The 26,577-nt window shown below is 64.3% G+C and carries 24 protein-coding genes; 14 read left to right on the top strand and 10 right to left on the bottom strand.

Annotated features, from left to right (window positions below):
* Positions 1 to 138: 138 nt before the first annotated feature.
* The gene (locus tag SALLO_RS14425) at positions 139 to 1,575 is read right to left on the bottom strand and encodes a hybrid sensor histidine kinase/response regulator (RefSeq protein WP_022834568.1); all 1,437 of its coding nucleotides are present in this window, start codon (positions 1,573 to 1,575) and stop codon (positions 139 to 141) included.
* A gap of 139 nt (positions 1,576 to 1,714) precedes the next feature.
* Between SALLO_RS14425 and SALLO_RS0101525 the strand changes: the two genes are divergently transcribed.
* Together SALLO_RS0101525 and SALLO_RS0101520 are read left to right on the top strand one after the other, a co-directional pair.
* Complete coding sequence (locus tag SALLO_RS0101525) at positions 1,715 to 3,124, top strand: cystathionine beta-synthase (protein ID WP_022834567.1); 1,410 nt, start codon at positions 1,715 to 1,717, stop codon at positions 3,122 to 3,124.
* Positions 3,125 to 3,216: 92 nt separating this feature from the next.
* Positions 3,217 to 3,549, top strand: a complete 333-nt coding sequence (locus tag SALLO_RS0101520; protein ID WP_022834566.1) for a DUF3467 domain-containing protein — start codon at positions 3,217 to 3,219, stop codon at positions 3,547 to 3,549.
* Between the two features lie 19 nt (positions 3,550 to 3,568).
* Here the strand turns inward: SALLO_RS0101520 and SALLO_RS0101515 are convergent, their stop codons facing one another.
* Genes SALLO_RS0101515 through SALLO_RS0101505 form a run of 3 tightly spaced genes read right to left on the bottom strand, consistent with a single transcriptional unit; the run spans position 3,569 to position 5,469 of the window.
* Positions 3,569 to 4,489 (bottom strand): SDR family oxidoreductase, encoded by a 921-nt coding sequence (locus tag SALLO_RS0101515; protein WP_022834565.1) that lies wholly within the window; start codon positions 4,487 to 4,489, stop codon positions 3,569 to 3,571.
* A gap of 20 nt (positions 4,490 to 4,509) precedes the next feature.
* Positions 4,510 to 4,962 carry a hypothetical protein gene (locus SALLO_RS0101510; protein ID WP_022834564.1) on the bottom strand — a complete coding sequence of 151 codons (453 nt, stop codon included), beginning with the start codon at positions 4,960 to 4,962 and terminating at the stop codon, positions 4,510 to 4,512.
* A gap of 3 nt (positions 4,963 to 4,965) precedes the next feature.
* Positions 4,966 to 5,469, bottom strand: coding sequence for an acyl-CoA thioesterase (locus SALLO_RS0101505; protein ID WP_051141246.1), 504 nt, complete (start codon positions 5,467 to 5,469; stop codon positions 4,966 to 4,968).
* Between the two features lie 247 nt (positions 5,470 to 5,716).
* Between SALLO_RS0101505 and cysS the strand changes: the two genes are divergently transcribed.
* The 8 genes from cysS to hemL all read left to right on the top strand — a co-directional run bounded on the left by cysS (position 5,717) and on the right by hemL (position 14,365).
* Positions 5,717 to 7,267 carry a cysteine--tRNA ligase gene (gene cysS, locus SALLO_RS0101500; protein WP_022834562.1) on the top strand — a complete coding sequence of 517 codons (1,551 nt, stop codon included), beginning with the start codon at positions 5,717 to 5,719 and terminating at the stop codon, positions 7,265 to 7,267.
* A 46-nt stretch (positions 7,268 to 7,313) separates the two neighbouring features.
* On the top strand, positions 7,314 to 8,315 hold the full coding sequence (gene hemB, locus SALLO_RS0101495; RefSeq protein WP_022834561.1) for a porphobilinogen synthase: 1,002 nt from the start codon (positions 7,314 to 7,316) through the stop codon (positions 8,313 to 8,315).
* Between the two features lie 84 nt (positions 8,316 to 8,399).
* A complete protein-coding gene (locus tag SALLO_RS0101490; RefSeq protein WP_022834560.1) occupies positions 8,400 to 9,101 on the top strand; it encodes a response regulator transcription factor in 702 nt (233 codons plus the stop codon).
* Between the two features lie 30 nt (positions 9,102 to 9,131).
* Positions 9,132 to 10,001: a phosphate ABC transporter ATP-binding protein PstB gene (gene pstB, locus SALLO_RS0101485; RefSeq protein WP_022834559.1), complete on the top strand. Its 870-nt coding sequence runs from the start codon at positions 9,132 to 9,134 to the stop codon at positions 9,999 to 10,001.
* 43 nt (positions 10,002 to 10,044) lie between these two features.
* The gene (gene phoU / locus SALLO_RS14420; RefSeq protein WP_022834558.1) at positions 10,045 to 10,749 is read left to right on the top strand and encodes a phosphate signaling complex protein PhoU; all 705 of its coding nucleotides are present in this window, start codon (positions 10,045 to 10,047) and stop codon (positions 10,747 to 10,749) included.
* A 149-nt stretch (positions 10,750 to 10,898) separates the two neighbouring features.
* Positions 10,899 to 12,275: a ferrochelatase gene (gene hemH / locus SALLO_RS14415; protein ID WP_022834557.1), complete on the top strand. Its 1,377-nt coding sequence runs from the start codon at positions 10,899 to 10,901 to the stop codon at positions 12,273 to 12,275.
* Positions 12,276 to 12,294: 19 nt separating this feature from the next.
* Complete coding sequence (locus tag SALLO_RS0101470) at positions 12,295 to 12,894, top strand: class I SAM-dependent methyltransferase (RefSeq protein ID WP_022834556.1); 600 nt, start codon at positions 12,295 to 12,297, stop codon at positions 12,892 to 12,894.
* Positions 12,895 to 13,048: 154 nt separating this feature from the next.
* On the top strand, positions 13,049 to 14,365 hold the full coding sequence (gene hemL, locus SALLO_RS0101465; RefSeq protein ID WP_022834555.1) for a glutamate-1-semialdehyde 2,1-aminomutase: 1,317 nt from the start codon (positions 13,049 to 13,051) through the stop codon (positions 14,363 to 14,365).
* 14 nt (positions 14,366 to 14,379) lie between these two features.
* Here hemL and SALLO_RS0101460 read toward each other — a convergent pair whose 3' ends face one another.
* Together SALLO_RS0101460 and SALLO_RS0101455 are read right to left on the bottom strand one after the other, a co-directional pair.
* Positions 14,380 to 16,008 (bottom strand): UDP-N-acetylmuramoyl-tripeptide--D-alanyl-D-alanine ligase, encoded by a 1,629-nt coding sequence (locus SALLO_RS0101460; RefSeq protein WP_022834554.1) that lies wholly within the window; start codon positions 16,006 to 16,008, stop codon positions 14,380 to 14,382.
* Between the two features lie 26 nt (positions 16,009 to 16,034).
* The gene (locus SALLO_RS0101455; RefSeq protein ID WP_028566775.1) at positions 16,035 to 16,826 is read right to left on the bottom strand and encodes an alpha/beta fold hydrolase; all 792 of its coding nucleotides are present in this window, start codon (positions 16,824 to 16,826) and stop codon (positions 16,035 to 16,037) included.
* A gap of 593 nt (positions 16,827 to 17,419) precedes the next feature.
* Between SALLO_RS0101455 and rho the strand changes: the two genes are divergently transcribed.
* A complete protein-coding gene (gene rho, locus SALLO_RS0101450) occupies positions 17,420 to 18,508 on the top strand; it encodes a transcription termination factor Rho (protein WP_228702753.1) in 1,089 nt (362 codons plus the stop codon).
* An 84-nt stretch (positions 18,509 to 18,592) separates the two neighbouring features.
* On the opposite strand, the gene SALLO_RS0101445 is transcribed toward rho, so the two are convergent.
* From SALLO_RS0101445 to SALLO_RS14410, 3 genes are all read right to left on the bottom strand, one after another.
* Positions 18,593 to 19,291, bottom strand: coding sequence for a metallophosphoesterase family protein (locus tag SALLO_RS0101445; RefSeq protein ID WP_022834551.1), 699 nt, complete (start codon positions 19,289 to 19,291; stop codon positions 18,593 to 18,595).
* A 137-nt stretch (positions 19,292 to 19,428) separates the two neighbouring features.
* On the bottom strand, positions 19,429 to 19,914 hold the full coding sequence (locus SALLO_RS0101440; RefSeq protein ID WP_022834550.1) for a YybH family protein: 486 nt from the start codon (positions 19,912 to 19,914) through the stop codon (positions 19,429 to 19,431).
* A complete protein-coding gene (locus SALLO_RS14410; RefSeq protein WP_022834549.1) occupies positions 19,914 to 20,468 on the bottom strand; it encodes a GbsR/MarR family transcriptional regulator in 555 nt (184 codons plus the stop codon). Before SALLO_RS14410 ends, SALLO_RS0101440 begins: the two co-directional genes overlap by 1 nt.
* 254 nt (positions 20,469 to 20,722) lie before the next feature.
* Between SALLO_RS14410 and SALLO_RS0101430 the strand changes: the two genes are divergently transcribed.
* From SALLO_RS0101430 to SALLO_RS0101420, 3 genes are read left to right on the top strand one after another with little or no spacing between them, the layout of a single operon-like run.
* Entirely contained in the window at positions 20,723 to 21,529 is an 807-nt protein-coding gene (locus SALLO_RS0101430; RefSeq protein ID WP_022834548.1) for an SAM hydrolase/SAM-dependent halogenase family protein, read from the top strand.
* Positions 21,530 to 21,532: 3 nt separating this feature from the next.
* Positions 21,533 to 22,735 (top strand): hypothetical protein, encoded by a 1,203-nt coding sequence (locus tag SALLO_RS0101425; protein ID WP_022834547.1) that lies wholly within the window; start codon positions 21,533 to 21,535, stop codon positions 22,733 to 22,735.
* 36 nt (positions 22,736 to 22,771) lie between these two features.
* Positions 22,772 to 23,680, top strand: coding sequence for an RsmB/NOP family class I SAM-dependent RNA methyltransferase (locus SALLO_RS0101420; protein WP_022834546.1), 909 nt, complete (start codon positions 22,772 to 22,774; stop codon positions 23,678 to 23,680).
* A gap of 86 nt (positions 23,681 to 23,766) precedes the next feature.
* Here the strand turns inward: SALLO_RS0101420 and SALLO_RS14405 are convergent, their stop codons facing one another.
* Positions 23,767 to 26,379 carry an acyl-CoA dehydrogenase gene (locus tag SALLO_RS14405; protein ID WP_022834545.1) on the bottom strand — a complete coding sequence of 871 codons (2,613 nt, stop codon included), beginning with the start codon at positions 26,377 to 26,379 and terminating at the stop codon, positions 23,767 to 23,769.
* Positions 26,380 to 26,577: the final 198 nt, after the last annotated feature.

The following is a 26,577-nucleotide window of genomic DNA, read 5'->3' as shown; positions in this document are numbered from 1 at the left end:
AGAATGGAGAGCCAGGCGGCAAGATGCCGGCGCATCATAGGACGCCGTACCCAGGTCAAGAATCACACCAACTAGATACAGAACCACAATGATGCCATGTTGGCACACCAGATTCAATGATCTCGTAACGGCTGCTGTTCATCTGGCAGTTTGCACGTAGGTGTGGATGACCTCTTGAAGGTCGGCGAGCTTAAACGGTTTGGTGAGCACTGTGCGCACGTGGCGCACATCGACATCGGGCTCGGTGTAGCCGGTGAGCAGCACGACGGGCAGGCTGGGCTGCCGATCGTGCAGGGTTTGCGCAAGCACGGCGCCGGTCATTTCGGGCATGCCAAAGTCGGTAAACACAATATCGAGCGCGGTGTCATCTACAATGGACAGCGCATCGGGACCTGAGGAAGCGGTGTGCACCGTGTGGCCCTTGAGCTTGAGCAGCTTGGTGAGGGTCGAGCGCACCATCTCTTCGTCGTCGACGACCAGCACCCGCGCGGGCGCCGGGGCTTCAGACGGCGCTGGAGCCGTTGGCGCCGTCGGGGCTTCCTGATCGGAGGACGGAAACGTGATGGTAAAGGTGGAGCCTTCGCCCTCGGTGCTATCGACCTCGATGGCGGCCTGATGCTCGCGCACAATGCCGTAGCTGGCGGCCAGTCCCATGCCGGTGCCCTGGTCGCCCTTGGTGGTAAAGAGCGGATCGAAGATGCGTTGCTGCACCTTCTCGGGCATGCCGGTGCCGGTGTCTTCCACACTTACGTTTACGCCCGACGCGGGGTCGTGCCACGTGCGAAAGGTAAGCACGCCGCCTGCGGGCATAGCCTGCACGGCATTCAGGATGAGGTTGACGAACACCTCGCGCAGCTCGGTGGCCGCGCCCTGTACCGGCGGCACCGGCTCAAACTCGCGCACCACGTCGATGCGAATGCCTTGGCGCCGCGGCTCGTTGCGCCAGTACGGCTGCGTGAGCTTGATGCAGTCCTCCACCAGCTCCGGCAGGTCGACGGGCGCAAAGTGCACCTCGGTATCCTGCCGAATGTAGCGCTGCAGCTTGTTGATGAGCGCCGCCCCATCGCTCGCTGCCCGATCAATGGTTTGCAGCGCCGATGCCATATCGGGCGCATCCTTGGGAACGCGCTCGCCGAGCAGTTCAATATGGCCAAGCAGCCCGCTCAGCAAGTTATTCAGGTCGTGCGCCACGCCCATCGTCATGCGGCCCAGCGCCTCCATGCGATGCCGCGTGGTTTGGTTGTTCATCCACGTGGAGGGCTCAGCCATCACTTCGCCCGTCACGGTTACGGCCTTCGACGCATCGTCTTCGTGCTTCACGGGGATGAAGTTGAGAAGGACCGGCAACGGGTCGTCGCGGTCGGCCACCGTCGCGCTTACAATTTGGTTGGTTACAAGCGTCCCCGCAGCGGCTTCCCCCAGGGCCGTGAGCGCCAGCTTGGCATCGTCGTCCGAGAGGCGGGCCCATGGCGTGCTGCGCGGGCCGATCACCGAACGCCACGCATCGTTGCAATGAACAATCGAGCCATCGGCCGTGCCGGTGGCAATGAGCAGTTCGGCATCAACAGGAAGCATCGCAAAAAATCAATAGCGGCGGAAGAGCGTATGGGAGGTTCATGGGCAATCCCATGAAGGCGGGCATCCTCATTCGTATGTTTGAGGTGCCGCCGCATGAAGCGGCGACTTCAATGACCTTGCGCAATCAACAGAGACCATGTGGCACGACAGCGTTTTGGGCACAATCGGCAATACACCGCTGGTGCGAATCAACGATCTCGCAGCAGACCTCCCTTGCACAGTACTCGGTAAGGTGGAGTTTTTCAATCCGGGCGGGTCGGTAAAGGACCGCATCGGCCTTCAGATGATTGAAGACGCCGAAGCGCGCGGCGCCATTGAGCCGGGCGGCACCATCATTGAAGGCACGAGCGGCAACACGGGCGCCGGGTTGGCCATTGCCGCCATCGCCAAAGGCTACCGCTGCATCTTTACCACCACCGACAAGCAGAGCAAGGAAAAGGTGGACGTGCTGCGCGGCCTGGGCGCCGAAGTGCTCATCTGCCCCACCAATGTGGAGCCCGACGATCCGCGCTCGTACTACTCGGTGGCCCGCCGCTTGGCCGACGAGATCCCCAATTCCATCTACCTCAACCAGTACGACAACCCCGCCAACGCCGAGGCCCACTACCAAACAACCGGTCCCGAGCTTTGGGAGCAAACCGAGGGACGCATTACGCACTACATTGCAGGCGCCGGCACCGGCGGCACCATCAGCGGCACCTCGAAGTATCTGAAGGAAAAGACCAGCGACCTGACCGTCGTGGGCGTCGATCCGTACGGCTCGGCCTTCTACACCTACTTCCACGAAGGCGTGTTTGACGAGGACGAGATCTACCCCTACTTCACCGAGGGCGTGGGGGAGGACATTCTGCCCGAAAACATGGATTTCGACATCGTCGACGACTTTGTGCGGGTCGATGACAAGGCCGCCATGCAGATGACGCGCCGCCTGGCCCGCGAGGAGGGGCTGTTCATCGGGCAATCGTGCGGCATGGCCATGGCCGGCGCGCTCGACTGGCTCAACGCCCACCGCGACGCCCTCACCGAAGACGACGTCGTGGTGGTGCTACTGCCCGACTCGGGCTTCCGCTACTTGTCGAAGACCTACAACGACGAGTGGATGACCAACCACGGGTTCTTGGAGCGCTCCTCGGACGTCACCGCGGGCGCCGTGGTCGAGGCCCGCGACACCTCCGACGTCATCACGGCCTCGCCGGACGACACGCTGGGCGCGGTGATCGACACCATGACGCACAACGGCATCTCGCAGATGCCCGTCGTGGATGCCGACAGCAACATTGTGGGCAGCCTCACCGAAACGCGCATCCTCAACCACCTGCTCAACCACCCGTCCGCCCGCGACGAAGCCGTGCGCGGCGTCATGGGCGATCCGCTGCCGGTGGTGCCGGCTTCGCTCCACCTCGAGCACCTCTCGGCCTACCTCGACCAGGATGCCGGGGCCGTGCTCGTGGAAGACCAACAAACGCCCGGCACCTACAGCGTACTCACCAAGAGCGACCTGATTCGCGCCCTCGCCCGCCAGAACGGCAAGAACGCCGGGCAATAGCGGTTTAGGGAACATCCCGGGCGGTGCCTGCTTCGACCGCGCCGCCCGCCTTTGGCCAATCGTTCACTTTTTTACGACCACGTTCCTGTTTTATGGAAGACTTTGAACACCCCAACGCGCCCCAGGGGCAAGAGATGAATGTTGAGATTGACGAGGAGACCGCCGAGGGCACGTATGCCAACCTTGTAATGGTATCGCATTCGCCGGAGGAGTTCATCCTGGACTTCATCCGAATGATTCCCGGCACGCAAACATCCCGCGTGAAGAGCCGCATCGTCGTCACGCCACAGCATGCCAAGCGCATCTTGGGCGCCCTGAAGGAAAACGTCGATCGGTACGAGGCCGCCCACGGAACCATCCGGGAGCCCGGCGACGACGACAGCCCGCCGCCCATGCACTTTGGCGGGTTTGAGGGCAAGGCATAGGCCGCAAGCCGCCGGCGCATCATAATGCCGCGTCGAGGTCCAGCACGCGCTTCAGGGCCTGCAATCCGTCGCGAATGGCGAGCGGGCGGTAGCCCAGCTCGCGGCGCGCTTTTTCGATGACGAACCCGGTGCGGGGTGGCCGCGGCGCCGCATCGAAGAAGTCGCTTTCCACCGGCACCACGCGCGACGTGTCAAGCCCGAACGTCTCGGCCACCGCCACAGCAAACGCATATACCGACGCCATCTCGGGGCCACTCAGGTGATACACACCGGTGGCCTCGCGTCGTATAATGCGTTCAATGCCCAGGGCCAGGTCCTCCACGTACGTGGGCGTGCGCAACTGATCGGTGACCACGTGGAGGGTTTCGCCGGCGCGCAGCTGCTGCACCACCCACAGGGCAATGTTGGCCCGCGACAAGGCATGGCCGGTGCCGTACACGAGCACCGTGCGCGCGATGCTCCACTGCGAGAACCCGGCATCGCGGAGGGCATTCTCGCCCGCCAGCTTCGAGCGCCCGTAGTAGTTGACCGGATCGGGACGCGCCGTCTCGTCGTAGGGCCCGCGCGCACCGTCAAATACGAAGTCTGTTGACAGATGCACCATGCGCGCGCCGTGCCGGCGGCACGCATCGGCAAGATCGGCGACCGCCGTTGCGTTGGTCGCCCAGCAGTCGGTGCGCTGCTCGGCGCACACGCCCACCTGCGTGATGGCGGCGCAATGCACTACCACCGTGGGTGTAAACGCCGCAAACAGATCATCGATGGCCGCTTGATTCGTCACATCGAGCGGCGCATAGCCACAGGACACGCCGGGCACGCGCAACGCATCGTCGCGCGCCGTAGCCAGCACGTCGAAGGTCGGCTCACGGCTCAGCCGGCGCACCAGCGCTTGCCCCACCAGCCCGTTGGCTCCGGTAATTAGCACGCGTTCGTACAGCATCGCCGTGCACAGAGGAAACGTTAGAAGTAGTAGCGAAGACCGGCGCTGCCCGTAAGCCGGGGCTCACGGTGTGGCAGGATGCGGAAGGCAGGGGTCATCTGCAGAAAAACCTCGAAGCGCTCTGCAAAAAAGTTGATGCCGGCCAAGGCGCCCACGCTCAGCAGCACCGGGTCGCGCCCCGGATCGCGCCGCCCGCCCGTAATAACACCGACGCCCGCGAACGACCAAAAGGGCGATTGCGGGAGCGGACGCTCCCACGCGTGGTACGCATGCACCTCCACGTAATCGTCAAAATCGGACGTGGTGGCCACAGACAGCGCGCGATGGCCCGGCAGGTACACCTTCAGCGACAGCCCGCTGGGGGTGCCCACCTGCGGGCCCACGCCCAGCCGTCCGGCGCTGCGTTGCGCCGCCACGCGCTGCCCTGCCCCCAGCAGCCCCACCGCAATCAGTATCCCGAGCAAGGCACGCATAGCTTACGCCGGCGCATCGGAGGAATGCAGCGTTGCGAGCAGGTCGGGCTTCAGGCGCGTCGCCTCGTCGAGGTCGATGCGCCCGGCCAGCAGCAGCCGCATCTCGCGGCGCTTGGTGGCTGCCTCGTAGCGCTCGCGCTCCTCGGTCGTTTCGGGCTGCACCGGCGGCACCGGCACGGTTACCCCCGCATCGTCGATAGCCACAAACGTAAAGAACGCGCGGTTGCAGCGATGGCGCGTCTGCTCGCGCGGGTTCTCGGCCCACACGTTAAGCTCGACCTCCATCGACGAACGAAACGCGCGGTTCACCTGGCTTTCAATGACCACCACGTTGCCGCCGCGAATGGGCCGCTGAAACTCGACGTTGTCTACCGACGCCGTGACGCACACCCGGTTGGCATGGCGCTGCGCCGAGATGGCCGCGCATTTGTCCATCAGGTGGAGCAACCGGCCGCCCATCATGTTGCCCAGGCTGTTGGTGTCGTTCGGAAGCACAATTTCGGTCATGACGCACCGGGAGGCGGATACCGGCTTTGCATCGGGAACGGAAGAAGCCACAGGCACAAGCGATTCACGTGAACGAATGAGGCGCACGGTCAAAGAAACAAAACGGCGCGGCCACTCCCAACGAACAACCGGCAAAATTACAACAGGCGGCGCCCCGCGCTGCATGAACTGCAAGCAAACGTGGGCACATCCGGCGTGCTGTCTCGTAATGCAACGATAGCTTTTGTTTCATAACCACGCGGTGTGCATGGCCGACGCCCCCACCTTCCGGATCTACAACTCGCTTACGCGCCAAACCGAGCCCATCGAGCCGATTTCGCCCGGCCACCTGCGGTTCTATGGCTGCGGGCCCACGGTGTACACCTACGCGCACATCGGCAACTTCCGTTCGTTTTTAACATCCGACCTCATCCTGCGCACCGCCCGCGCCATTGGCTGGGACGTAACGTACGTAAGCAACGTGACCGACGTGGGGCACCTCACCCAGGACGACCTGGTGGATCCGTCCGGCGCCGACAAGATGGCCGCTGCCCTGGAGCGCGAAGGCGAGCGCTTTGCCAACATCTACGACCTGGCGCGCTTCTACACGAATGCGCTGGTCGACGACTGGCACGCCCTCAACCTCGTGGAACCGGATGTGCGCCCACGCGCAACCGAGCACGTCACCGATCAGCTCAAAGCCGTCATCCAGTTGGTGGAACAGGGCGCGGCCTATGCCACCGACCGGGGCGTGTACTTCTCCGTGGAGGCTTTTCCCGACTATGGCAAGCTGAGCGGCAACGACGCCGCCGAACAGCTGCAAGCCACCGACCGCGAGACGGTGGCGGACCCGGACAAGCGTGACCCGCGCGACTTTGCCCTCTGGAAGCTCGATGACGCGCACCTCATGCAGTGGCATAGCCCGTGGGGATGGGGCTACCCCGGCTGGCACATTGAGTGCTCGGTGATGGGCATGAAATACCTGGGCGAACGCTTCGACCTGCACACCGGCGGCGAAGATCTTACCTTTCCGCATCACGAATGCGAGATTGCACAGAACGAATCGCTGACCGGCCACCAATCGGTCAACTACTGGGTGCACACACGCTTTTTGCAGGTGGAGGGCAAAAAGATGTCGAAGTCGTCCGGCACCTTTTACACCGTGCGCGACCTGATCGCCCCCACGCCCACAGACGACCACGTGCCGGCGCCCATCCGCACACAAGGCGGCGTCGACCCGCTGGCGCTGCGCTATGCGCTTATTTCCGGACAGTACCGCAAGCCGTTCAACTTTACGCTGAAGACGCTGCGAGACAGCGCGCGCGCCGTACGGCGGTACCAGGCGCTTGCCGAAAATGCAGCGGAGGCCCTCGATCGTGACGACGGTGATGAAACGAGCGCGCCCATCGGCGAGGCCCTCCAGGCGCAGTACGACGCGGCCCTGCAGGCCATGTGCGACGACCTGAACACGCCCGCTGCGCTGGCCGCGGCCCTCGATGGCGTGAAGACGATTGAACGTGCGCTCGACGATCCGTGGAGCGCAGCAGATGGCCAAATGGTGCACGACTGGCTGCACAAGATCGACGATCTGTTGGGCATCGTCTATCCCGCGACCGACGAGGCAGCAGACGAGCCAACCGCCGCCGATGACGACGACCGCGCCGCCACCATCGACGCCCTCATCGCGGCCCGCGAGGCTGCGCGCGCCGCGGGCAACTACGACCGCGCCGATGAAATCCGCGACCGGCTCGATGCCATGGGCATCGAGGTGATGGATGGCCCCGACGGCACCACCTGGCGCGAAAAAGTGACCATCTGACCAACGCCCGTCTCCTTCGCACGCTTGCTTCTAACAGTTCTCGTTTATGCACGACTTGCCACTGCGCCCGCGTCGCCTGCGCCGTTCCAAAAACATCCGCCGCCTGGCCCGCGAAACGCGCCTGTCGACGGACCACCTGATCGCCCCGCTGTTTGTGAAAGCAGGCACCAACGTGCAGGAAGAAGTGTCCTCGATGCCCGGGCAGTATCGCTTTAGCGTGGACCGGCTGGTGGACGAAGCCGCCGCGCTGAACGCGCTGGGCATTCCCGGCATCGCGCTGTTTCCCGCCGTCCCCGACGCCCGCAAGACCCCGGACGCCCGCGCGGCCCTCGCCCCCGATGGGCTGTACCCGCGGGCCCTCCGCGCGCTCAAAGAAGCGGTCCCCGAGCTGCTCATCATCAGCGATACCGCCCTCGACCCGTACAACAGCGACGGCCACGACGGCATCGTGCACGGCGGCGTCATCGACAACGACGCCACGCTCGACGTTATGGCCGAGATGGCCGTGCTGCACGCCGAGGCCGGCGCAGACATCATCGCGCCCTCCGACATGATGGACGGCCGCGTGGGCTACCTGCGGGCGGCACTGGACGACGCCGGCTACGCCGATGTGGCGCTGCTTTCGTATACGGCCAAGTACGCCTCCAGCTTCTACGGCCCCTTCCGCGACGCGCTCGACTCCGCCCCCCGCCACCGTGCCCACGTGCCGCGCGACAAGGCCACCTACCAGATGGACCCCGCCAACAGCGACGAGGCCCTGCGTGAATTGCGGCTTGACCTCAACGAAGGCGCCGACCTCGTGATGGTCAAACCGGCCCTGCCGTACCTCGATGTCATCCGCCGCATGAAGGAAGCGAGCGACGTGCCGGTGGCCGCGTACAACGTGAGCGGCGAGTATGCCATGCTTAAAGCCGCAGCCGCCAACGGATGGCTCGACGAACGCGCCTGCGCGCTGGAGATGCTGCTCTCCATCCGGCGTGCCGGGGCCGACGTAATTCTTACCTACTTCGCCAAATCTGCCGCCCAATGGCTCGCGGGCCGCGAATAAATAAACTTCCGGTAACAACAGCGCCTCCGCGACTGACTTTAAATTGTAACTGAATAGTTTACATCGCGCGAACCCCAAGGTCCTGTGGAAGACACCGCTGATGCGCCCACCGTGCTCGTCGTCGACGACGAAGAAGACCTGCTCAGCTTGCTGGAGTACAACCTGACCCAGGAAGGCTTCACCACCCTTACCGCAGAGAACGGCGTGGAGGGGCTGGAGAAAGCACGCAACGCCGTGCCCGACCTGATCGTGCTCGACATCATGATGCCCAAGATGGACGGCATCGAGGTGTGCCGGCGGCTGCGGCAAGACGCCCACCTGCGCACCATTCCCGTCATGATGCTCACCGCGCGCACCGAGGAGGAGGACCAGGTGGAAGGCCTCGACGTGGGCGCCGACATCTACCTGAGCAAACCCGTGTCGGTCTCCGTGATCGTGAGTCAGGTGAAGGCCCTGTTGCGCAGCGCGCGCCGCTACGAAACGCCCCCCGACCAACTTTCGGTGCACAACCTCACCATCGACCGCGACCGCTACCTCGTCTTTCAAGGGACCAACGGCGATGCCACCGAGATGCGCATGCCGCGCAAGGAGTTTGAGCTGCTCTACTTCCTCGCCTCGCACCCCGGCAAAGTTTTCTCGCGGCAAGAAATCTTAAACGAAGTTTGGGGGCCCGATGTCTACGTGGTGGATCGGACGGTGGACGTTCACGTACGCAAGATCCGGGAAAAAATCGGTAGTCCCTACATCGAGACGGTTAAAGGCGTGGGCTACCGCTTTAAAGAGTAGCCAGCGCTGCACTTGAGCCAACCAACTTCTATGGAACAGGAAACCACACACGACGACTCCTTGATTGCCGAGGAGCCTTCCACAAACGGCCGTGCGGCCCCTACGGCGCCCGCCGCGGCCGATGCGTCGCCCCCCGCCAACGAGGCTTCCCCCCGCGTGCCAAAGATCAAGGTCAAAGACCTGCACTTCTGGTACGGCGACACGCAAGCGCTGAAAGGCATCTCGATGAACATCCCGCCGAACGAGGTGACGGCCCTCATTGGCCCCTCGGGGTGTGGCAAGTCGACCCTCTTGCGGTGCATGAACCGCATGAACGAGCTGATTGAGGGCACCACCATGGAGGGCGAGGTGCTGGTGGACGGCCAAGACATCTACGACAACGCCGACCCGGTGCTGGTGCGGCGCGAAATTGGGATGGTCTTTCAGAAGCCAAACCCTTTCCCCAAGTCGATTTACGACAACGTCGCCTGGGGCCCGCGCATCAACGGCTACACCGGCGACATCGATGCGCTGGTAGAGCGCTCGCTGCGGCAAGCGGCCATCTGGGATGAGGTGAAGGACCGGCTCGACGACAGCGCCTACGGCCTGAGCGGCGGCCAGCAACAACGCCTGTGCATTGCGCGGGCGCTGGCTGTGGAGCCCAACGTGCTGTTGATGGACGAGCCGGCGAGCGCGCTCGACCCGGTGGCCACGGCAAAAGTGGAGGAGACAATTGCCGACCTCCGCGACACCTACACCATCGTCATCGTCACGCACAACATGCAGCAGGCCTCGCGCGTGAGCGACGTTACGGCCTTCCTGTACATGGGCAACCTGGTGGAAATGAATCCCACCGATCAGCTCTTCACGCGCCCCGAGAAGGATCGCACCGAGGCGTACGTCACCGGGCGGTTTGGATAACACGCGCCCGCCTCGTTCTGCTGCCTACCCCCTGCCGGGTACCATGGCCCATTCCCGAAGTCCCATTGACCGCGAAATTGCAACGCTCCGTGCGTTGCTGCTCGATATGGCCGCCCGCGTGGATGAGCAGCTTACCGATGCAACCAACGCGCTGCTCGCCGGCGACGTCGCCCAAGCGGAGAAGGTCGCCGCCCGCGACGATGCCATCGATGCCCTCGAATTACGCATCGACCGGCAATGCGAGCGCGTCCTTGCGCTGCACGCCCCCGTGGCCGCCGACTTGCGCATGTTTATCGTGGCGGTAAAAATTAACACGGACCTGGAGCGCATTGGCGATCACTGCCGCAACCTTGCGCGATACACTGCCCCGGTAGCCGCGGCCCCCGGCATTGTATCGAACACAAACCTCCGGGCCATGGCCGACATGGCGCGCCTCATGCTGCGCGAAACCGAATCGGCCTTTCTCACGCGCGACCGGCTGCGCGCCCGAAAGGTCATCGCCCGCGACCTGCAGGTGAACCGCATGCACGCCCGCACCTTCCGCTACCTCGTCGACGAGTGCGTGCGTACCACCACCAACCCCGACGCCGTAGCGCACCTCTTGCACGCCAGCAAGGCGCTCGAACGCATCTCCGACCACATCAAAAACGTGGCGCAAAGCATCGTCTTTCTCATCGAAGGCACCGACCTGCGCCACGGCGGGGCCGCACAATCCCTTTCCAAAGGGCCCACCGCCGCGTCGGTTTAACACCAACGAGCGGTCCTGGCACAGCCCCGCCAACATACGCGCAGACAAGGTTTTAGGGGAAAGTTCAACGCGGCATGGAATCGGTTGCCGCACGGACCGCATTCGATTGATCAATCAAACGGGTGCTTTCTACCAAACCGCCACTTTCTATGACGCCCCGCGAGTTTCTTTCGGAGTACGAGTACGACAAGCGCATCATCCGCGGAACCTACTTTTCGCACGACCCGCTGACCATTGAGGCGGGCGACCGTGTGGGCGTGGTGATGATGAACCTGGGCGGTCCCGACACGCTTGATGACGTGGAGCCGTTTCTGTACAACCTGTTCATGGATCCGGCCATCATCGACATTCAGGTGCCGGTGTGGGGCCGAAAAGAGATCTCGCTGAACTGGCTGTTCGATAAGTTTGCGGGCGGGGCCTTGCGCGACAACCTCTTCTCGTTCGTAGCGCGCAAGCGGTCCGAGTCGGTCTCCGAAGATTATGAGATGATTGGCGGCGGCTCGCCCATCAACCGGCTCACGCGTGAACAGGCCGATGGGCTGGAGAAGCACCTGAACGCGCAGTACGGCGACGCGGCGGGCGCGACCTTCAAGACGTACATCGCCATGCGCTACTGGAAGCCGTTTAGCGAAGACGCGGCCCGCCAGATGCAGGACGATGACATCAACAAGGTCGTCCTGCTGCCGCTCTACCCGCACTACTCCAAGACCACCACGGGCTCCTCGCTCGTCTACTGGAAGGCCCTCGAAGACAACGACGAGATTCCAGAGTGGCCCACCACCACGGTGTTCGAGTACGCGGCACACCCGAAGTACCTGCAGGCGCTCTCCGAGCGCATCGACGAAGGCCTGCAGCGCTTTCCGGCCGACGTGCGCGGCGATGTGCATCTGCTCTTTAGCGCCCACGGCACGCCCGTCAACGAAATGCTGAAGCGCCGCGACCCATATTGCTGCCTCGTCCACTCGACCGTCGAACAGCTCATGCGACGGCGCGGCCACGACCGGCCCTTCCACACCGCGTTTCAAAGCAAGGTGGGCCCCAACGAATGGCTCACGCCCTCAACGCCCGACAAGCTCGAGGAACTTGCCGACCACGGCCACACCGCGGTGCTCGTTATCCCCGTCGCCTTTGTTACCGATCACGTAGAGACGAGCTACGAGCTCGACATCGAGGTGCGCGAGGAAGCCGAGGAGTTTGGCATTGAACACTACGAAGTGACGAGCGGCCTCAACAGTCATCCGCTGTTCATTGAAGCCTTGGCCGAGGCCACCATCGCCCAGCTCGACCTGCCGGTCGACGCCAACCAGCTCCGCCAGCGTGGCGATGGCGCTACCGAGCGCTACGACCTGACGCCCATCAACGAGTTGCCCCGCTACCCCACCGAGGGCCGCGACACCCGCTGCCCCAACTGCCAGTGCGTAACCGAAGCCCGCTGCTGGACCGGCAACCCGAAAGCCGATGGACCGGAGGAGTCGTCTGCCGAGCACCCGCCCGTGCCGGTTGCCAACCCGTCGTCGACCGCGTAAGTGAACCCGCACCTGGCCCATGGCTGCCACCCAAACGCTCTCCGACCATCTCCTGCGTACCCTCGCCGCGGTGCCGCCGCAAAGCACCATCCTGGAGATAGGCAGCGGCACCGGCACGCACACCGAGGCGCTCTTGCGCCTGGGCTTTCCGCTGCACGCCTGCGCCGCAACCCCCGAAGCTGCAGAAGCGACGCGCGCGGTTGTTGCGGAGCTGGTTGACGACGCGACCGCCGCACGCTGCGTGCGCCACGCGACCGCCGCGGCACCCGACCTGCCGGAGGCCACCTTCGACTGGGTGGTGCTGCCGGTCGCCGAGCGCTACGTCTCCGGTCCCGAAACGCTCGCTACGGTGCTGCAGACGGCGCGGCGCGTCCTTAAGCCCGGCGGCTGGTGCTACCTCGACCTGCCTGCGGCGCCCGCTGACGTTGCCACCGAGCTGCAGACGCAGGGCGACGGCGCGCCTTCCGAAACGCCCGCGGATCCGGCACTTACCATCGACGCGCTGAATGAAGCCCGTGTTGCGGCTGGGCTGGCCGAGGCCTCTGCGCCTACGCTTGCGACCGACACCCCGCGCGGGCCGCGTGTGCGCATGATCTTCCGCTGCCTCGATCCGCAGTAGCGGCTGTGGCGCGGCGCCTGGGCATGATGCAATGCGCTCCGCTTCGTGAACCGCGCGTAATACCGGGCTTCCCCCGTCTGCTTCCGGAATCATCCGGTGCGCCGGTGGTGTTTTCTATACCGGCGCTTCCCCCCGAACAACCGACCCGCCTTTGATGGACGACGTAGCTTCTCCTGCCCTCGACATTCGCACCAGCGAAGCCCTCTACGCGAAGGCCCGCCACACCATCCCGGGCGGCGTCAACTCTCCGGCGCGCGCCTTCAAGAGCGTTGGCGGCACGCCGCTGTTCATTCAGGATGCCCAGGGCACCACGCTTACTGACGTAGACGGCAACACCTACATCGACTACGTGGGCTCGTGGGGCCCCATGCTGTTTGGCCACGCCGACCCCGATACGGTTGCGGCGGTGCAAGACGCCGCAACGCGCTCCACCTCCTACGGCGCCCCCACATCCATCGAAATCGACGTTGCCGAACTGGTCGTCGACCTGGTCCCCTCGATTGACAAAGTGCGCATGGTGAACTCGGGCACCGAGGCCACGATGAGCGCGGCCCGCGTGGCGCGCGGCTACACCGGGCGCGACAAAATCATCAAGTTCGCCGGCAACTACCACGGCCACGGCGACTTTTTCCTTATCGGTGCCGGCAGCGGGCCGCTCACCCACGGCACGCCCGATTCGCCCGGCGTAACCGAGGGCAATGCCAAAGACACCCTCCTGGCCCGCTACAACGACCTCGACCACGTCGAACAACTCCTGGAGGCCCATGCAGGCGAAGTGGCCTGCATCATCGTGGAGCCCATTGCCGGCAACATGGGCTGCATCCCGCCCGAACCCGGCTTCTTGGAGGGCTTGCGGCGGCTGTGCGACCATCACGACGCCCTCTTGATCTTTGACGAGGTGATGACGGGCTTTCGCGTGGCCCCCGGCGGCGCGCAGGAACGCTACGGCGTCATTCCCGACCTTACCACCCTGGGCAAAATTATTGGCGGCGGACTGCCCGTGGGCGCGTACGGCGGCAAGCAAGCCGTCATGGACCACGTGTCGCCCGAGGGTCCGGTGTACCAGGCCGGCACGCTTAGCGGCAACCCGCTGGCGATGCACGCGGGCTACACGGTGCTCCAAAAGATTCATGACCGGCGCGACACGCTCTACGACCAGCTCGAAGATTACGCTGAGGCCCTCGCCCGCGGCACGCGCCACAACCTGGACGCCCTCGGCCTGTCGTATTACACCACGCAGGTCGGCGCCATGGGCTGCTTGTTCTTCACCGAACGCACGGTGACCGACCTAGACGACGCCAAGGCCTGCGATACCGAACGCTACGCGGACTACTTCCACGCCATGCTCGAAGAAGGCGTGTACCTGGCGCCCTCGCAGTTCGAAGCGTACTTCTTTGGCGCTCTCCACGACGAGGACACGCTCGATGCCACGTTGAAGGCCCAGCGCCGCGCCCTCAAGCGCGTGCATTGAGCCCTCGTGCCCCATCAGGTGCTGTACTGGTCGGGCAGGTCGTTTTCGTAGAGGACGACGTCGCCGGGCTGCAGGTATGCCTGCAGTGCCTCCTGCGCCTCGAACAGCGAATCGTAGACCGCTACCTGCTCACTCGGGAAATGGGCCGCGCGCAGGCCCGCCTGCAATGCGGCGGTTTGCTCTTCGCCAATGAGCACCACCCGGTCGATGGCATGCTCGGCGATATGCACGCCCAGGGCCTTGTTCTCCTCCCACGCCCGATCGCCCAGCTCAACCATGCCGGGCGTGACCATGATGCGCCGCCCGTCGCCCATCTGCGATAGGATCTCGACGGCATTGCGAGCACCGATGGGGTTAGAATTGAACGCATCGTCGATGATCGTGATGTCGCCGTTTTGGCGGAGCTGCAGCCGGTGCTCCACCGGCTCGATGCGTCGCACCGCGTGGGCCATCTGCCGCAGCCGCAGGCCCATGGCGCGGCCCACGGCCAGCCCCAACAGCAGATTTTGGATGTTGTGACGCCCCAGCAGCTTCGAGCGGATGGTGACCTCGGTGCCGGTGTCGTCGCGGGCCGTAAACGTGCAGCCGGTGGTGTCGTAGCGGATGTCGTGCGCCGTGAGATCGGCCTTGGGGTTGTCGTCTACCGAGGCGCGCCAAATCGGCCCCCGGGCACGCGCTTCCATCGCGGCTACGTGCGCGTTGTCCACGTTTAGCACCGCCGGGGCGCCGGGTGCCGCATGCTCCAGGATCGACCCCTTCTCCTGGGCGATGTTTTCGATACTGCCCATCGTTTCGAGGTGCGCCACGCCTACAGTGGTAACCACCGCCAGGTCGGGCGTGGCAATGTCGCACAGCTCCTTGATGTCGCCAGGATAGCGGATGCCCATTTCCAGCACCAGCACCTGATGCTCCGGCTTCAGCTTCTCGTTGACGACCAGGCATACGCCCATCGGGGTGTTGTAGGAGCTCGGCGTGGCGAGGACGTTGTACTTCTGGCGAAGCAGCTCGGCCACGATGAATTTGGTGCTCGTCTTGCCATACGAGCCCGTAATGCCGATCACGGTCAGATCGGGGCGGGCGGCGAGGCGCTGCCGCGCCTGGCGCTTAAATCCGTTGTGGATGGCCGTCTCCACCGGCTGCATCAGAAACGCCGCAAGCGCTACCCACACCGGCGCGCCCACATCGGCCAGGTACAGCCCGCCGAGCAGCCAGCAGACACCACGCACGGTGTCGGCCGTAGCGGCGAGGAATGCCCCGCCCCCCACAAGCAACACCGCAAGCAGGACCGCCGTAACGGCCAAGCGGGTCATGCGCGCCGTAAACGCCAGCGGCTTCTTCTCCTGATCGCTGCGGTAGCGTTTTGAGGAGATGAAGACGCCCGCCCAGGCCACCAGCAGCGCCGCCGCCCCCCCCAGCGCGCCGCCTTCCAAGAGCCCGAGGCCCGCGCCGAGCACCACCGCCCCGGCCCCATGCGAGCGCCGGATCACCGCATCCCGCACGTGGGTCTTCAGCCATCGCCCGTAGCGATCCGGTTTGTAGGTCTCCAGCTGAAAAATATGCAGAAAGAAGCGCGTGCGGCGCCAGATGCGCCATCCGGCAAATCCAACAGCGCAGGCAGCAGCGAGTCCAACCAAAACGGCCATAGACGAAAGAGGCAGGAGGCCCAGGGTTACGAATGCTCCAGAAAGTATCGGGTCGCCGCCGCGACGGTTTCAAGCTGATCCAGCTGCCCGTAGTGCCCGGCGCCCTCCAGCTCGACCAAGCCCGCGTCGGGGATGGCCGCTTCGAGGCGCGCCATCTGGTCGCGGCTGATGGCCGTATCGTGCGTTCCCCAAAAGATGAGGGTGGGGGCGGTGATGCGATGCACCGGACCATCCAGGTGGTGCGTCACGGTTTTAACGAACGTGTCGCGCATCACGCCCGAGAGGGCATTGTAGTCGGAGGAGCCGAGCGCCTTCCACAGCAGCGAGTGCCGCAGAAAATCCTCCGCGGGCGCCCGTGCCGCCGCGGGCAGCATCCGCAGTGGAGCCTTCAGCGCCCGGGCCGCGTACTTCCGCGCGTAGTAGTCCCACGAGCGGTTGGGCGTCATGCCCGACGGGCTGATGAGCACGAGCCGCGCAACGGCATCGGCCGTTTCGGGCGTGCTTGCCAGGTACAGGCCCAGGCGGCCGCCGTTGGAGTGCCCAATGATTGTTACCGGCGCGCCAATGACGTCGTCGATCAGCATGTGCAGCAGCGCCGCGTGCTCGGGGACGCCCCACGGCGTGGGCGGGGGCGGCGAAGCCCCATGGCCCGGCAGATCGACGGTGTACGTGCGATACGTATCGGAGAGGGCGCGGGCCAGCGGGCGCATGTGGGTCGATGCACTGCCCCATCCGTGCAGCAGCAACAGCCGGGGCGCCGCTTCCGGACCGTGCGTCTCCAGGTGCAAATCGTGGGGGGTCAAATCGGGGTGATTCACAGACAAAGAAAAGACTGAGGAGCGTACCTGCGACGTCATTTGCACGTTCTTAAAAAGCAGTGCGGGAAACCATCAAATATACCGGGCGTTCCGTAGTAGTAGACTTGTCATCCTGTCTGCCTGCGCACCTCCGCGCGTTCGTTGTACGTCCTCGTGCGTGCTGGTTGTTTGCGATGCACAGCGTTCACGTGAACGCGCATCATCAACCGTTGTGCAGCGACCCAACGTTTGCACCATCGGGGGCGCAGCTTGCGCATCTGCTCCGGCGTTTGCAGATGGTCAGACCTCGCATCACCTACGTCGTACCTCAACCGTTTATCACGCACGCTCTGTGCTTAATGCTCGCGGCTCGTCTGCCGCTCACACCCTACCAACCGCCTTGTTTCGTGGCTTTCGCAGGCCCGCGCGCTCCGCTGAACGGCGCCCCGTAGCATCGCTCGGCAGAGACCACCGCACAGCGGCTGCCTAACGTCCCATACGTTCCATCATCCGTATTCGACGGCTTCTAACGTGCCGGGTTACCGTGCTACGTTGAGCCCACCACGTACTCACTTACGCACCAATCACCCATGTCAAAACCACCGTTTCGCAGAATGCTCGAACTCATTGGGGAGAAGAAGTACGGCTTCATGCGGGAGCTGCATCCCGCCCTTCCCAAGGACGACGACGACCCGTTCATGCCCCCGCCCCTCATCCGGAAGTTCAACCTTCGGGATGGCGTTGTGATTGAGGGCACCCTCAAGCCCGGACGCAAAGGCGGGATGCAGGTGGGCTGGATCGATGAAGTGATGGGCATGCCCCCCAAGGAATGGGCACAGGTCAAAGACTTTGACAACGGCGCCATCATCTACCCGGACGAGAAGCTCAATCTCATCACCGGGCCCGACGACATCTCGATGCGCGTCTTGGACCTCGCCACGCCGCTGGGCAAGGGGCAGCGGGCCCTCATCGTTGCGCCGCCGCGCGCCGGTAAAACCGTCTTGCTGAAGCAAATCGCGGCCGGCGTTTCCCAAAACCACCCCGAGGTAGAACTCGTCACGCTCCTCGTGGACGAGCGGCCTGAGGAGGTAACCGACTTCCGGCGCTCGACCAATGCCCAGGTCTTTGCCTCTTCGAACGACCGCGGCGAGGACAACCACGTGCGCGTTTCGGTGCTTGCCCTAGAGCACGCCAAGCGGCTTGTGGAAACCGGAAAGGACGTAGTGATGCTGCTCGACTCGCTGACGCGCCTGGGGCGCACGTTCAACCTGTACGTGGACGGCAGCGGGCGCACGCTTTCGGGCGGCCTCGATGCGAAAGCCCTAAAAGTTCCACGTCAGATCTTTGGCGCCGCGCGCAACATCGAGAACGGCGGGTCGCTTACCATCATCGCCACGGCGCTTGTGGAGACCGGCAGCCGCATGGACGATGTGATCTTTGAGGAGTTCAAGGGCACCGGCAATGCCGAGATCGTGCTCGACCGCGAGATGGCTGACAAGCGCATCTACCCGGCGGTCAACCTCCGCGAAAGCGGAACGCGCAACGAGGAGCGGCTCCTGAACGACATTCGCCTGCAGAAGCACAATCAGCTGTTTCGGGCCCTCAACTCCCGGCCGCCCACACAGGCTATGGAGGCGTTGCTGCGCCACCTGCGCAACAGCCCAACCAACGCCCACCTGCTCAACGAGCTCGTGCCGGAGTAGCGGGCAGGCATTTACTGCTTGTTGGGTAAAGGCCGCTCCCTCGAGCGGCTTTTGCCTTTGGGGCTGACACGTGCACCTTCGGCGTTACGTACCCTCAAAGAGGCGTCGCGCAAGGCTGTGGGGAAGTCCGGCCGCTTTAATCTTCGCAGCCGCGGCATCCACATCGTATCGCAGCCGCACCGTTTGATGCTGGAACGTCTCCGTATCGAACAGCGCAAACGAAAGCCGTGGGTTATGGTCGCGGGGCTGGCCCACGCTGCCCACGTTAATTAAGAAGCGGTGGCCGGGCCGCGGCTGCAGCACGCCCAGCCGGTTGGCCATCACTGCCGGCACGTGCGTGTGTCCGATAAAGCACACGTCGGTGTCGAAGTGCTCAAACTGGGCCTGTGCTGCCGGATACGCCGTGAGACGCTTCCAGGCGCGGGGCTCGTCGGGCGTGGCGTGCACCAACGTGCAATTTTCGACGGTGCGTGACAGGGGCAGCGCGCCAAGATACGCAATGGCGTCGGGCGAGAGGGCGTCGCGGTTGTGCTGGATCGCGGCCTGCGCGTCGGACGGCAGCCAGGCGCCCTCGTTTTCCACCAAGGCCTGATCGTGATTTCCGGCCACCGCGCCCGCACACCGTGTGCGCACCAGCTCGACGCACGCTGCCGGATCGGCCCCGTAGCCCACAATATCCCCAAGGCAGTAGATCGCATCTACGCCCGCCTGCTCGATGGCATCGAGGGCTTTGGTGAGGGCTTCGAGGTTCGAGTGAATATCCGAGATGACAGCGAGGCGCACAATTAGCAGGGCCGTTGCATGGATATGTTGCGAGACGTCCCCCCAACGACCATGCGCCGCGCATGTTGCTTGGGCTGTGTGTGCGAACCCCTCGCGGGCGCGCGCTCACGCTAATTTTTCAAACGCCGCTTAGTGCGCTACGCCCGCTCGGCATTGGGGCGCGTCTGGTAGCTCACCGGCTCTAGGCCCTCCCCCCGAACGGCCACATTGGTTTCGCTGCCCGGCACAACGTCGGTGTTGTGCGCGGCCGCGCAGCGCCAGCCGTCCGCCACCCGATGCACCACAAACGTGAACACGGTGTGCCGCGTGCCGGGGCGCGCGGCCGTTCCCGGCGGTGGCGTTTGCCCCGTAAGGCGCAGCTTGGCGTGCACCACCGCCACCGAGTCTGCCAACTGCTTTACGCGCGTTTCCACACATGTGAGCGTCGACGCATCAAAGATCTGCCGGAGGCCATAGGCATGCGCCTGTTCAATAGCCGCGCGCGAATGCCACCAGAGGCCCGTCACGTTCACAAACTCGGCGTCGTCGTCGAAAAGCGCACCAATCGCTTGGGGGTCGCGTGCGTTCCAGGCCGCTACAAAGGCGTTCGGGATGTCGGCGGGCGTGCGTTGTAGGTCTGCCATCAGGCCCCGCTGGAATTAGAAAACTCCGTGGCTTCGATGGTGCGCACAAAGGCGATGAGCTGGCGAATCACCGGTTCGTTGCGCCGCCGCACGAGCGGCAGAAGCGCCTCAGAGAAGCCCTCAAACACCTCCATGAGTTCCTTTAGGCTCTCGATGCGCGCATGCAGCACACGGTCGGGCTCGGGGAGGTCCTGCGGTGAGGCCTGCTCCGGCACCAGCGCGCGCGTGCAATCGTCGAGGGCGGCGTGCACCGGGCGCAGCTCGCGCTGCTCGCGCTCCCGTATGATGCGCGCCGTAATCTGCCACACGTCTTTTTCCGCAACGTAGTAGTCCTTGCGTGACCCGTCCATCCGAATCTTCTCGACCAGCTCCCAGTCGGTAAGCGACCGCAAGTTCATGTTGGCGTTGCCGCGGCTGATGTCTAGGCGCTCCATGATATCGTCGGTGTTGAGGGGCCTTTCCACGCAGTACAAGAGCGCGTGGATTTGCGCCATCGTGCGGTTGATGCCCCAGGTAGACGCCATCTCTCCCCAAAAATCAACAAATTGCTGCACGACCTTCGCGTGCCGTGGGCTCGGAGACGCCCCATTGGGCGTAGAAGGAGCAGCGGCGTTGGACATAGCGCAGTACGGGAAAGACGAGAGAAGCACACGACCGAACAACTCCAGGGGAGGTGATCGTTCGTAGTTATTCCGTTGCGCCTTGGCTGTGGTTCCGGCCGGTGGGTTGTCATTCGAGGCGCGCGCTTTGTACGTTGGCTATCGCCAGTGCCTTCGTCTCCGTATCTTCTCGACTGCTTATCCGCTGCATGATTACCCTGACTACCGATTTTGGCACGCGCGATGCCTATGTGGCCGCCATGAAGGGCGTGATTCTGGGCATCCATCCGCAGGCCCGCCTCGTCGACGTGACCCACAAGGTGGATCCGCAAGACGTAATGGAGGCCGCCTTTACGCTGCGCACGGCGTGTCCGTACTTTGGCGACGGCACCGTCCACCTCGTCGTTGTGGATCCGGGCGTGGGCACCCGCCGCAAGGCCGTGGCGGTGCGCTACAACGACGCGTACTATGTGGGCCCCGACAACGGCGTCCTTCCACTGGTGATGGACGGCGAACCCGACGCGATCGTGTCGCTCGACAAGCCCGGTGTGTGGCGCACCGAAACGCCGAGCGACACCTTTCACGGACGCGACATTTTTGCCCCGGTGGCCGCGCACCTCGACGCGGGACGCGCGCTTACCAGCGTGGGAACGCCGATCGACGCCCTAGAGCCGCTGCGCTGGGCCGTTCCCATGAGCGATGCGCAGAGCATTGAAGGTTGGGTGGTGCATGTCGACCGCTTTGGCAACTGCATCACCAACATCCGACGCGAAACGCTGGCCGCGGCGGCGCCAGATGCGGCCGATGGCCAGCCCGCTGTGAAGTGCTACGTGGGCAACACGATTCTCGACCAGCTGCACCGCACCTACGGCGACGTTGCCGCCAACGAACCCGTCCTGCTGTTTGGCAGCTCCGGCTTCTTGGAGGTCGCCGTGCGCGGCGGTAGTGCCGCCGAGCTTCTGAGCATCTCCAAAGGCGACACTGCGAAGATCGTGTTTCAGGAAACGTTGTCCTAGCTTATGCCCTCTGCCCCCCTTACGCAGTTTGTGGACGACGTGTATGCCCTCGCGTGCACCGTTCGCGCCCCCGATGCAGCCGAAGCGGCCACGCGTGCCATCTACGAGGCGCTTTGCGACGAGCACGAGCCGGCCACTGCCAACCGCTCCATGCTCTTCACCTACGCCGTGCGCACGCTCGCCGCGTCTGAGGATGCGCCGACGGACGCCTCGTGGTCCGCTCCCGAACAGGCGCCGGAAGCGCCAACTGACGCTGCATCCCCCCCACAAACGTTCTCCGATCGCGCCCTTGCCGATTGGCTCCATACGGTCGTTCCGCTGGCCCTGGCGCACTGCATGCCCATGCAGCGCCTGCGCATTGCACACGCGGCGCTGCAGCGTTCCGCGACGGCGCCGCCCGATGCGGTAACGACGCCCCTGCGGCGCGCGCTCCGGGCCGTCACACCGCAGGGTACCCATGCCCTCCTCCACTCGGTGGCGGACGACCGGCTGTATGCGGTTGTTCGGTCGGTCCTCGAGGACTACTACCACCCGGCGCCCAGCACACTCCGCGCCAGCGTAGCGAGCCTGGTCGCCTCCGCTGGTACAAACGCGGCCGCCGAGGCTTCGCCCACAAACAGCGACGCCTCCACGTCGCCCCCATCTTCAACCAGCGCGCTTGCGTTCGTGCCGTGGCGGCGCCTCATCGCAGCCGTCACAGCGCTGCTCGTCATTGGCGGAAGTGCCTGGGCCCTCATGAGCTTTTTGGAGCCTGCGCCCGCGCCCACTCCCGATCTCTTGCAACTGTCGGTTCGGCGCTCCGAAACCGTGCGCCCCGTCGCCCCCCAGCCCTCCCCTGAAGCGGCGGCAGCTTACATCCGCACGACGTTTGGACGGCGCGTGTCGATGCCTCGCATTGACGGAACGCGGCTCACCGGCGTGGGCACCTTGCGCCTGGGCAGCACGCCCGTTCCGGCGTTTGTTCTCAACGATACCACGACGACGATGCGCCTCGTGGTGTATGCGTACTCCTACGCGCTCTTTGATGCCCTCGCCGACCGCGCCTCCGTACCGCGCGAAGTGCGCGTCGTGCTCGAAGATAGCTCGGCCGTCTTTACGCGCCGCTACACCGATCGCGGCGCGCTGGCCTGGCGCGTGCGCGACGACATCTTCGTAGCCGTAACGCCCGGCCCACCGGCGCGCTGGCGCGATCGCATCCGTCCCTGACCGTGCGCTTCCCCCTCCGTTTCATTTCTTCCCTGCATGCCTGCTCATCCTTTTGCGCGCTACCGCCCGTTAATTGACCGGTGGACGGCTTTTACCGAGGCGCTCGCGCGTCCGTTGCCCGAGGTGGTGTGGACCAACACGCTCCGCACCACGCCCCGCCGCATACGCCGCCATCTGGACGCCCTGGGGGTGCAGCCCACGCCGCTGCCGTGGCTGCCGTATGCCTTTCAGCTCGCGTCCGATGCCACCCCCGGCACCTTGCTGCCGTTTGTGACAGGGCACGTGCACATTCAAGAGGCCGCCTCCTTGCTTCCGGTGCCCATTCTCGATCCACAGCTCGGCGAGCGCGTCCTCGACCTGTGCGCGGCCCCCGGGAATAAGACCGCACAGCTGGCTGTGCACATGAACAACCGCGGCACCGTGGTGGCCAACGACCGAAGCAGCGGACGCCTCTACGTGCTGCGCAGCACCCTCAACCGCATGGGCATTGCCAACTGCGCCGTAACACAGCACGACGGCACCCAGCTCCCTCACGACGTCGGGCGCTTCGACCGCGTCCTGGTCGACGCTCCATGTTCGTGCGAAGGCACCTCGCGCAAGCACCCCATGGCCACAGCAGATTCCGACTACGATGCGCTGGCCGCTACGCAGCGAGCGCTGCTGAGCAAGGCCCTCACGCACTGCCGCGTCGGAGGGCGCGTGGTGTACTCCACCTGCACGTATGCTCCCGAGGAAAACGAAGCGGTGGTGGATGCCGTCCTCACACAATGGGACGGCCGTGCAACGCTGCGCCCCATTGCGGTAGAGGCCCTACGCACAGCGCCCGGCTGTACGGAGTGGAACGGCACCTCCTTCGATGCCTCGCTGCAGCACGCGGCGCGCCTCTGGCCCCACCACAACAACACCGGCGGGTTCTTCGTGGCCCTGCTCGAACGCATCGCGTAAGCGCCGCCATCCATGCCAAAGGGCCCAACCGGTTGCCCGGCTAGGCCCCTCACAAGCATTCACGATTGCGCTATGGCAGATCGTCCCTACACCGTTTCTTGCGGCGGCTCAGGCGACTTCGTGGCACCGTCGCCCCGTACGCCCGGGGCCCCGTCGCCCACGTCGTCGGGCGTCACCTCCGTGTCGGTAAGGTCGCGGTCGAGCGTCTCTTGGATGCTGGACGCCAACGCGCCCTCGCCCACAGGATCGCCCGGCATGTCGCGGTTGGTGCGGTACGCTTCCAGCTCGAACGAGTCGACCTTGATGTACTCGGCGCGCGCTTCCTCCGCAGCCTTTACGGTATCGTACTCGTCCTGCGAGATCACGCCTTCGGCCAGAGCCTCGTCGAGCAACGCCGCCGGACGCTTCTTCGGCAGCTGCTTGTTGCGCACGGCGTCCTTGATCTTCTGCGCAATGTGGTACGCGTCGCGCGTGAGGCCAAAGGCCCACTCCAGGCGGCCAAGGGCTTCGTTCTTGTCGGTAGGGATGTACACCCCGTCGCGCGTGAGCCACTCGCGGGCTCCGTCCTTTTCCTGAATCGCCTGCGCAATTTCGTGGCCGAGCGCATCGGACGGTGGCGTGCCGATGGTGTTGAAGCGCGCCCACGGGGCTACGATGCCGCGGATGAGCCACGTGAGGCCCGGCACCTTCAGGTTTGCAAAGAGCCCATCGAACGCCTCCTGGATCTGGGCCAAGCTGTGCTGCATCGCCCAGTGCATAAACGGCTCTTGCTCGGGTTTGCGTCCTTCTTTTTCGAAGCGCGCCAGCGTGGCCATGCCCAGGTACATCCACGACAGGATATCGGCAAAACGACCGGTAATCTTCTCCTTCCGCTTCAGGGCGCCGCCCAGGCTGCCCATGGCCATGTCGGCCCAGAACGCGAAGCTCGCCGAAGCCCAGGCCAGCTTGCGGTAGTACGACGCGTGTGGACCGCTTACGGGGGTGCCGGCGAGGGTGCCGCGGCTGAGACTGAGTCCAAAGGCCCGGAATCCGTTCCGCACCACATGCCCGATGTGGCTCCAGAAGGCCTTGTCGAACGCCTTCACATCGCCGTCCATGAGCGCCTCAATTTCCTTGAGCGCGTACGGATGGCAGCGAATGGCGCCCTGGCCAAAGATCATCATGGTGCGCGTTAAGATGTTCGCGCCCTCCACCGTGATGCTGATGGGCGTGCCGATGTAGGCATTGGCCAACAGGTTGCGCGGGCCGCGTGAGATGCCGTTGCCCGACAGCACATCCATCGCATCGTTCACAGCGTCACGCTGGATCTCCGTGAAGTTGTACTTCGCAATGGCCGATACCACCGACGGCTTCTCGCCGCTATCTACGGCACCGTTGGTGTACTTGCGGGCCGCGTCCAGAATGTACGTTTGTCCGGCAATGCGCGCCAGTGGCTCCTCGACGCCTTCAAACTTGCCGATGTTGAGCCCAAATTGCTGCCGGATGGCGGCATGACCGCCTGCCACACGGGTGAAGTACTTGAGGCCGCCCGTCGATTGCGCAGGCAGCATGATGCCACGCCCGGCCGAGAGGGCATCCATGAGCATGGCCCAGCCCCGTCCGGCGCCATCTGCTTCGCCGATAATCGCGTCAATGGGAAGCACCACGTCCTCGCCTTCCGTCGGGCAGTTATAAAAGGCAATGCCCAGCGGATCGTGGCGGCGCCCCAGCTTAACGCCAGGCGTGTCGGTGGGCACCAAGGCACAGGTGATGCCCAGGTCTTCGCCCTTGCCCAGGTGATTTTCGGGATCGCGCAGCTTGAATGCGAGCCCCAGCACGCCCGAGATGGCCGCCAGCGAAATGTAGCGCTTGTTCCAGTTCAGGCGGAGCTTCAGCTCGCCGTCTTCGTCTTTGAAGACCTCGCCGCGCGACGTCATAGCGCCCGCATCCGAGCCGGCCTTCGGTTCGGTAAGTGCAAACGCCGGAATGAGCTCGCCGCTCGCGAGCTTCGGCAGGTAATGCTCTTTCTGACGATCGGTGCCGTAGTGCAGCAGCAGTTCGCCCGGCCCCAGCGAGTTGGGCACCATCACCGAAATGGAGAGCGGCAGCGAGCGCGTGCCCAGTTTCTGCACGACCGCGCTGCGCCCTTCAGCCGAGAAGCCCAACCCGCCAAACGCCTCCGGGATGATAAGACCGAAGAAGCCCTTTTCCTTCATGAAGTCCCAGGCTTCCTGCGGCAAATCACCGCGCTGGTGCACCTCCCAGTCGTCCACCATCGCGCAGAGTTCTTCCACCGGACCGTCGATAAACGCGCGCTCCTTGTCGGACAGCTCCGGATAGAGCTGATCCAGCGATTTTTTGAAGTCGGGCTTTCCGGAAAAGAGCTCCGCGTCCATCCATACCGTCCCGGCGTCGATGGCGGTTTGCTCGGTCTCGGAAATGACCGGCAGAAATTGCAGTGCCTCCATTGCCTTCATGACGCCGGCCGAGAGGGCGCGGCGGATGGGCGGCACGTTGAAGAGCACCGCGAGGGCGAGATAGGGAATCCAGACGGCCAGCGGCGCGCCCAGTCCCGAGAGCGCCGCGGCGCCCGCTAGGGCCCACACGATGAGCGGGGCACCGGTAAAGCCCAGCACAAAGAGCACGACCAGACCGCTAACGACGAGCCCCCAGGTGGGGAGCGCCTCGGCATAGGGCGCAAGTAGGTTTAAAGCATCCATGGCTGTTGTTCTTCAATTTGTTCGACGAGCAGCGCAGCTGGAAGGGCTTACAACGGCAACGCCTCGACCGACTGCTTAACACCGTTAAGCACACACTACTACATACTTAACAGTGTTATGTTTTGCAAGTCCTTCGTTTTTCTGCAAGCGACCGATGGATGGAGCAACCCGCCGTTCATCGGCAATGGACTTCTCTGC

It is taken from the genome of Salisaeta longa DSM 21114, assembly GCF_000419585.1.
In the GTDB taxonomy this organism is placed as follows: Bacteria; Bacteroidota; Rhodothermia; order Rhodothermales; family Salinibacteraceae; genus Salisaeta; species Salisaeta longa.
This window is presented reverse-complemented; position numbering and strand designations above follow the sequence as displayed.

Excerpts from the sequence above, each read along its gene's own strand:
- SALLO_RS14425 (WP_022834568.1), bottom strand. The coding sequence starts at position 1,575 with ATGCTTCCTGTTGATGCCGAACTGCTCATTGCCACCGGCACGGCCGAT.
- SALLO_RS0101525 (WP_022834567.1), top strand. The coding sequence starts at position 1,715 with ATGTGGCACGACAGCGTTTTGGGCACAATCGGCAATACACCGCTGGTG.
- SALLO_RS0101520 (WP_022834566.1), top strand. The coding sequence starts at position 3,217 with ATGGAAGACTTTGAACACCCCAACGCGCCCCAGGGGCAAGAGATGAAT.
- SALLO_RS0101515 (WP_022834565.1), bottom strand. The coding sequence starts at position 4,489 with ATGCTGTACGAACGCGTGCTAATTACCGGAGCCAACGGGCTGGTGGGG.
- SALLO_RS0101510 (WP_022834564.1), bottom strand. The coding sequence starts at position 4,962 with ATGCGTGCCTTGCTCGGGATACTGATTGCGGTGGGGCTGCTGGGGGCA.
- SALLO_RS0101505 (WP_051141246.1), bottom strand. The coding sequence starts at position 5,469 with ATGACCGAAATTGTGCTTCCGAACGACACCAACAGCCTGGGCAACATG.
- cysS (WP_022834562.1), top strand. The coding sequence starts at position 5,717 with ATGGCCGACGCCCCCACCTTCCGGATCTACAACTCGCTTACGCGCCAA.
- hemB (WP_022834561.1), top strand. The coding sequence starts at position 7,314 with ATGCACGACTTGCCACTGCGCCCGCGTCGCCTGCGCCGTTCCAAAAAC.
- pstB (WP_022834559.1), top strand. The coding sequence starts at position 9,132 with ATGGAACAGGAAACCACACACGACGACTCCTTGATTGCCGAGGAGCCT.
- phoU (WP_022834558.1), top strand. The coding sequence starts at position 10,045 with ATGGCCCATTCCCGAAGTCCCATTGACCGCGAAATTGCAACGCTCCGT.
- hemH (WP_022834557.1), top strand. The coding sequence starts at position 10,899 with ATGACGCCCCGCGAGTTTCTTTCGGAGTACGAGTACGACAAGCGCATC.
- SALLO_RS0101470 (WP_022834556.1), top strand. The coding sequence starts at position 12,295 with ATGGCTGCCACCCAAACGCTCTCCGACCATCTCCTGCGTACCCTCGCC.
- hemL (WP_022834555.1), top strand. The coding sequence starts at position 13,049 with ATGGACGACGTAGCTTCTCCTGCCCTCGACATTCGCACCAGCGAAGCC.
- SALLO_RS0101460 (WP_022834554.1), bottom strand. The coding sequence starts at position 16,008 with ATGGCCGTTTTGGTTGGACTCGCTGCTGCCTGCGCTGTTGGATTTGCC.
- rho (WP_228702753.1), top strand. The coding sequence starts at position 17,420 with ATGCTCGAACTCATTGGGGAGAAGAAGTACGGCTTCATGCGGGAGCTG.
- SALLO_RS0101440 (WP_022834550.1), bottom strand. The coding sequence starts at position 19,914 with ATGGCAGACCTACAACGCACGCCCGCCGACATCCCGAACGCCTTTGTA.
- SALLO_RS0101430 (WP_022834548.1), top strand. The coding sequence starts at position 20,723 with ATGATTACCCTGACTACCGATTTTGGCACGCGCGATGCCTATGTGGCC.
- SALLO_RS0101425 (WP_022834547.1), top strand. The coding sequence starts at position 21,533 with ATGCCCTCTGCCCCCCTTACGCAGTTTGTGGACGACGTGTATGCCCTC.
- SALLO_RS0101420 (WP_022834546.1), top strand. The coding sequence starts at position 22,772 with ATGCCTGCTCATCCTTTTGCGCGCTACCGCCCGTTAATTGACCGGTGG.
- SALLO_RS14405 (WP_022834545.1), bottom strand. The coding sequence starts at position 26,379 with ATGGATGCTTTAAACCTACTTGCGCCCTATGCCGAGGCGCTCCCCACC.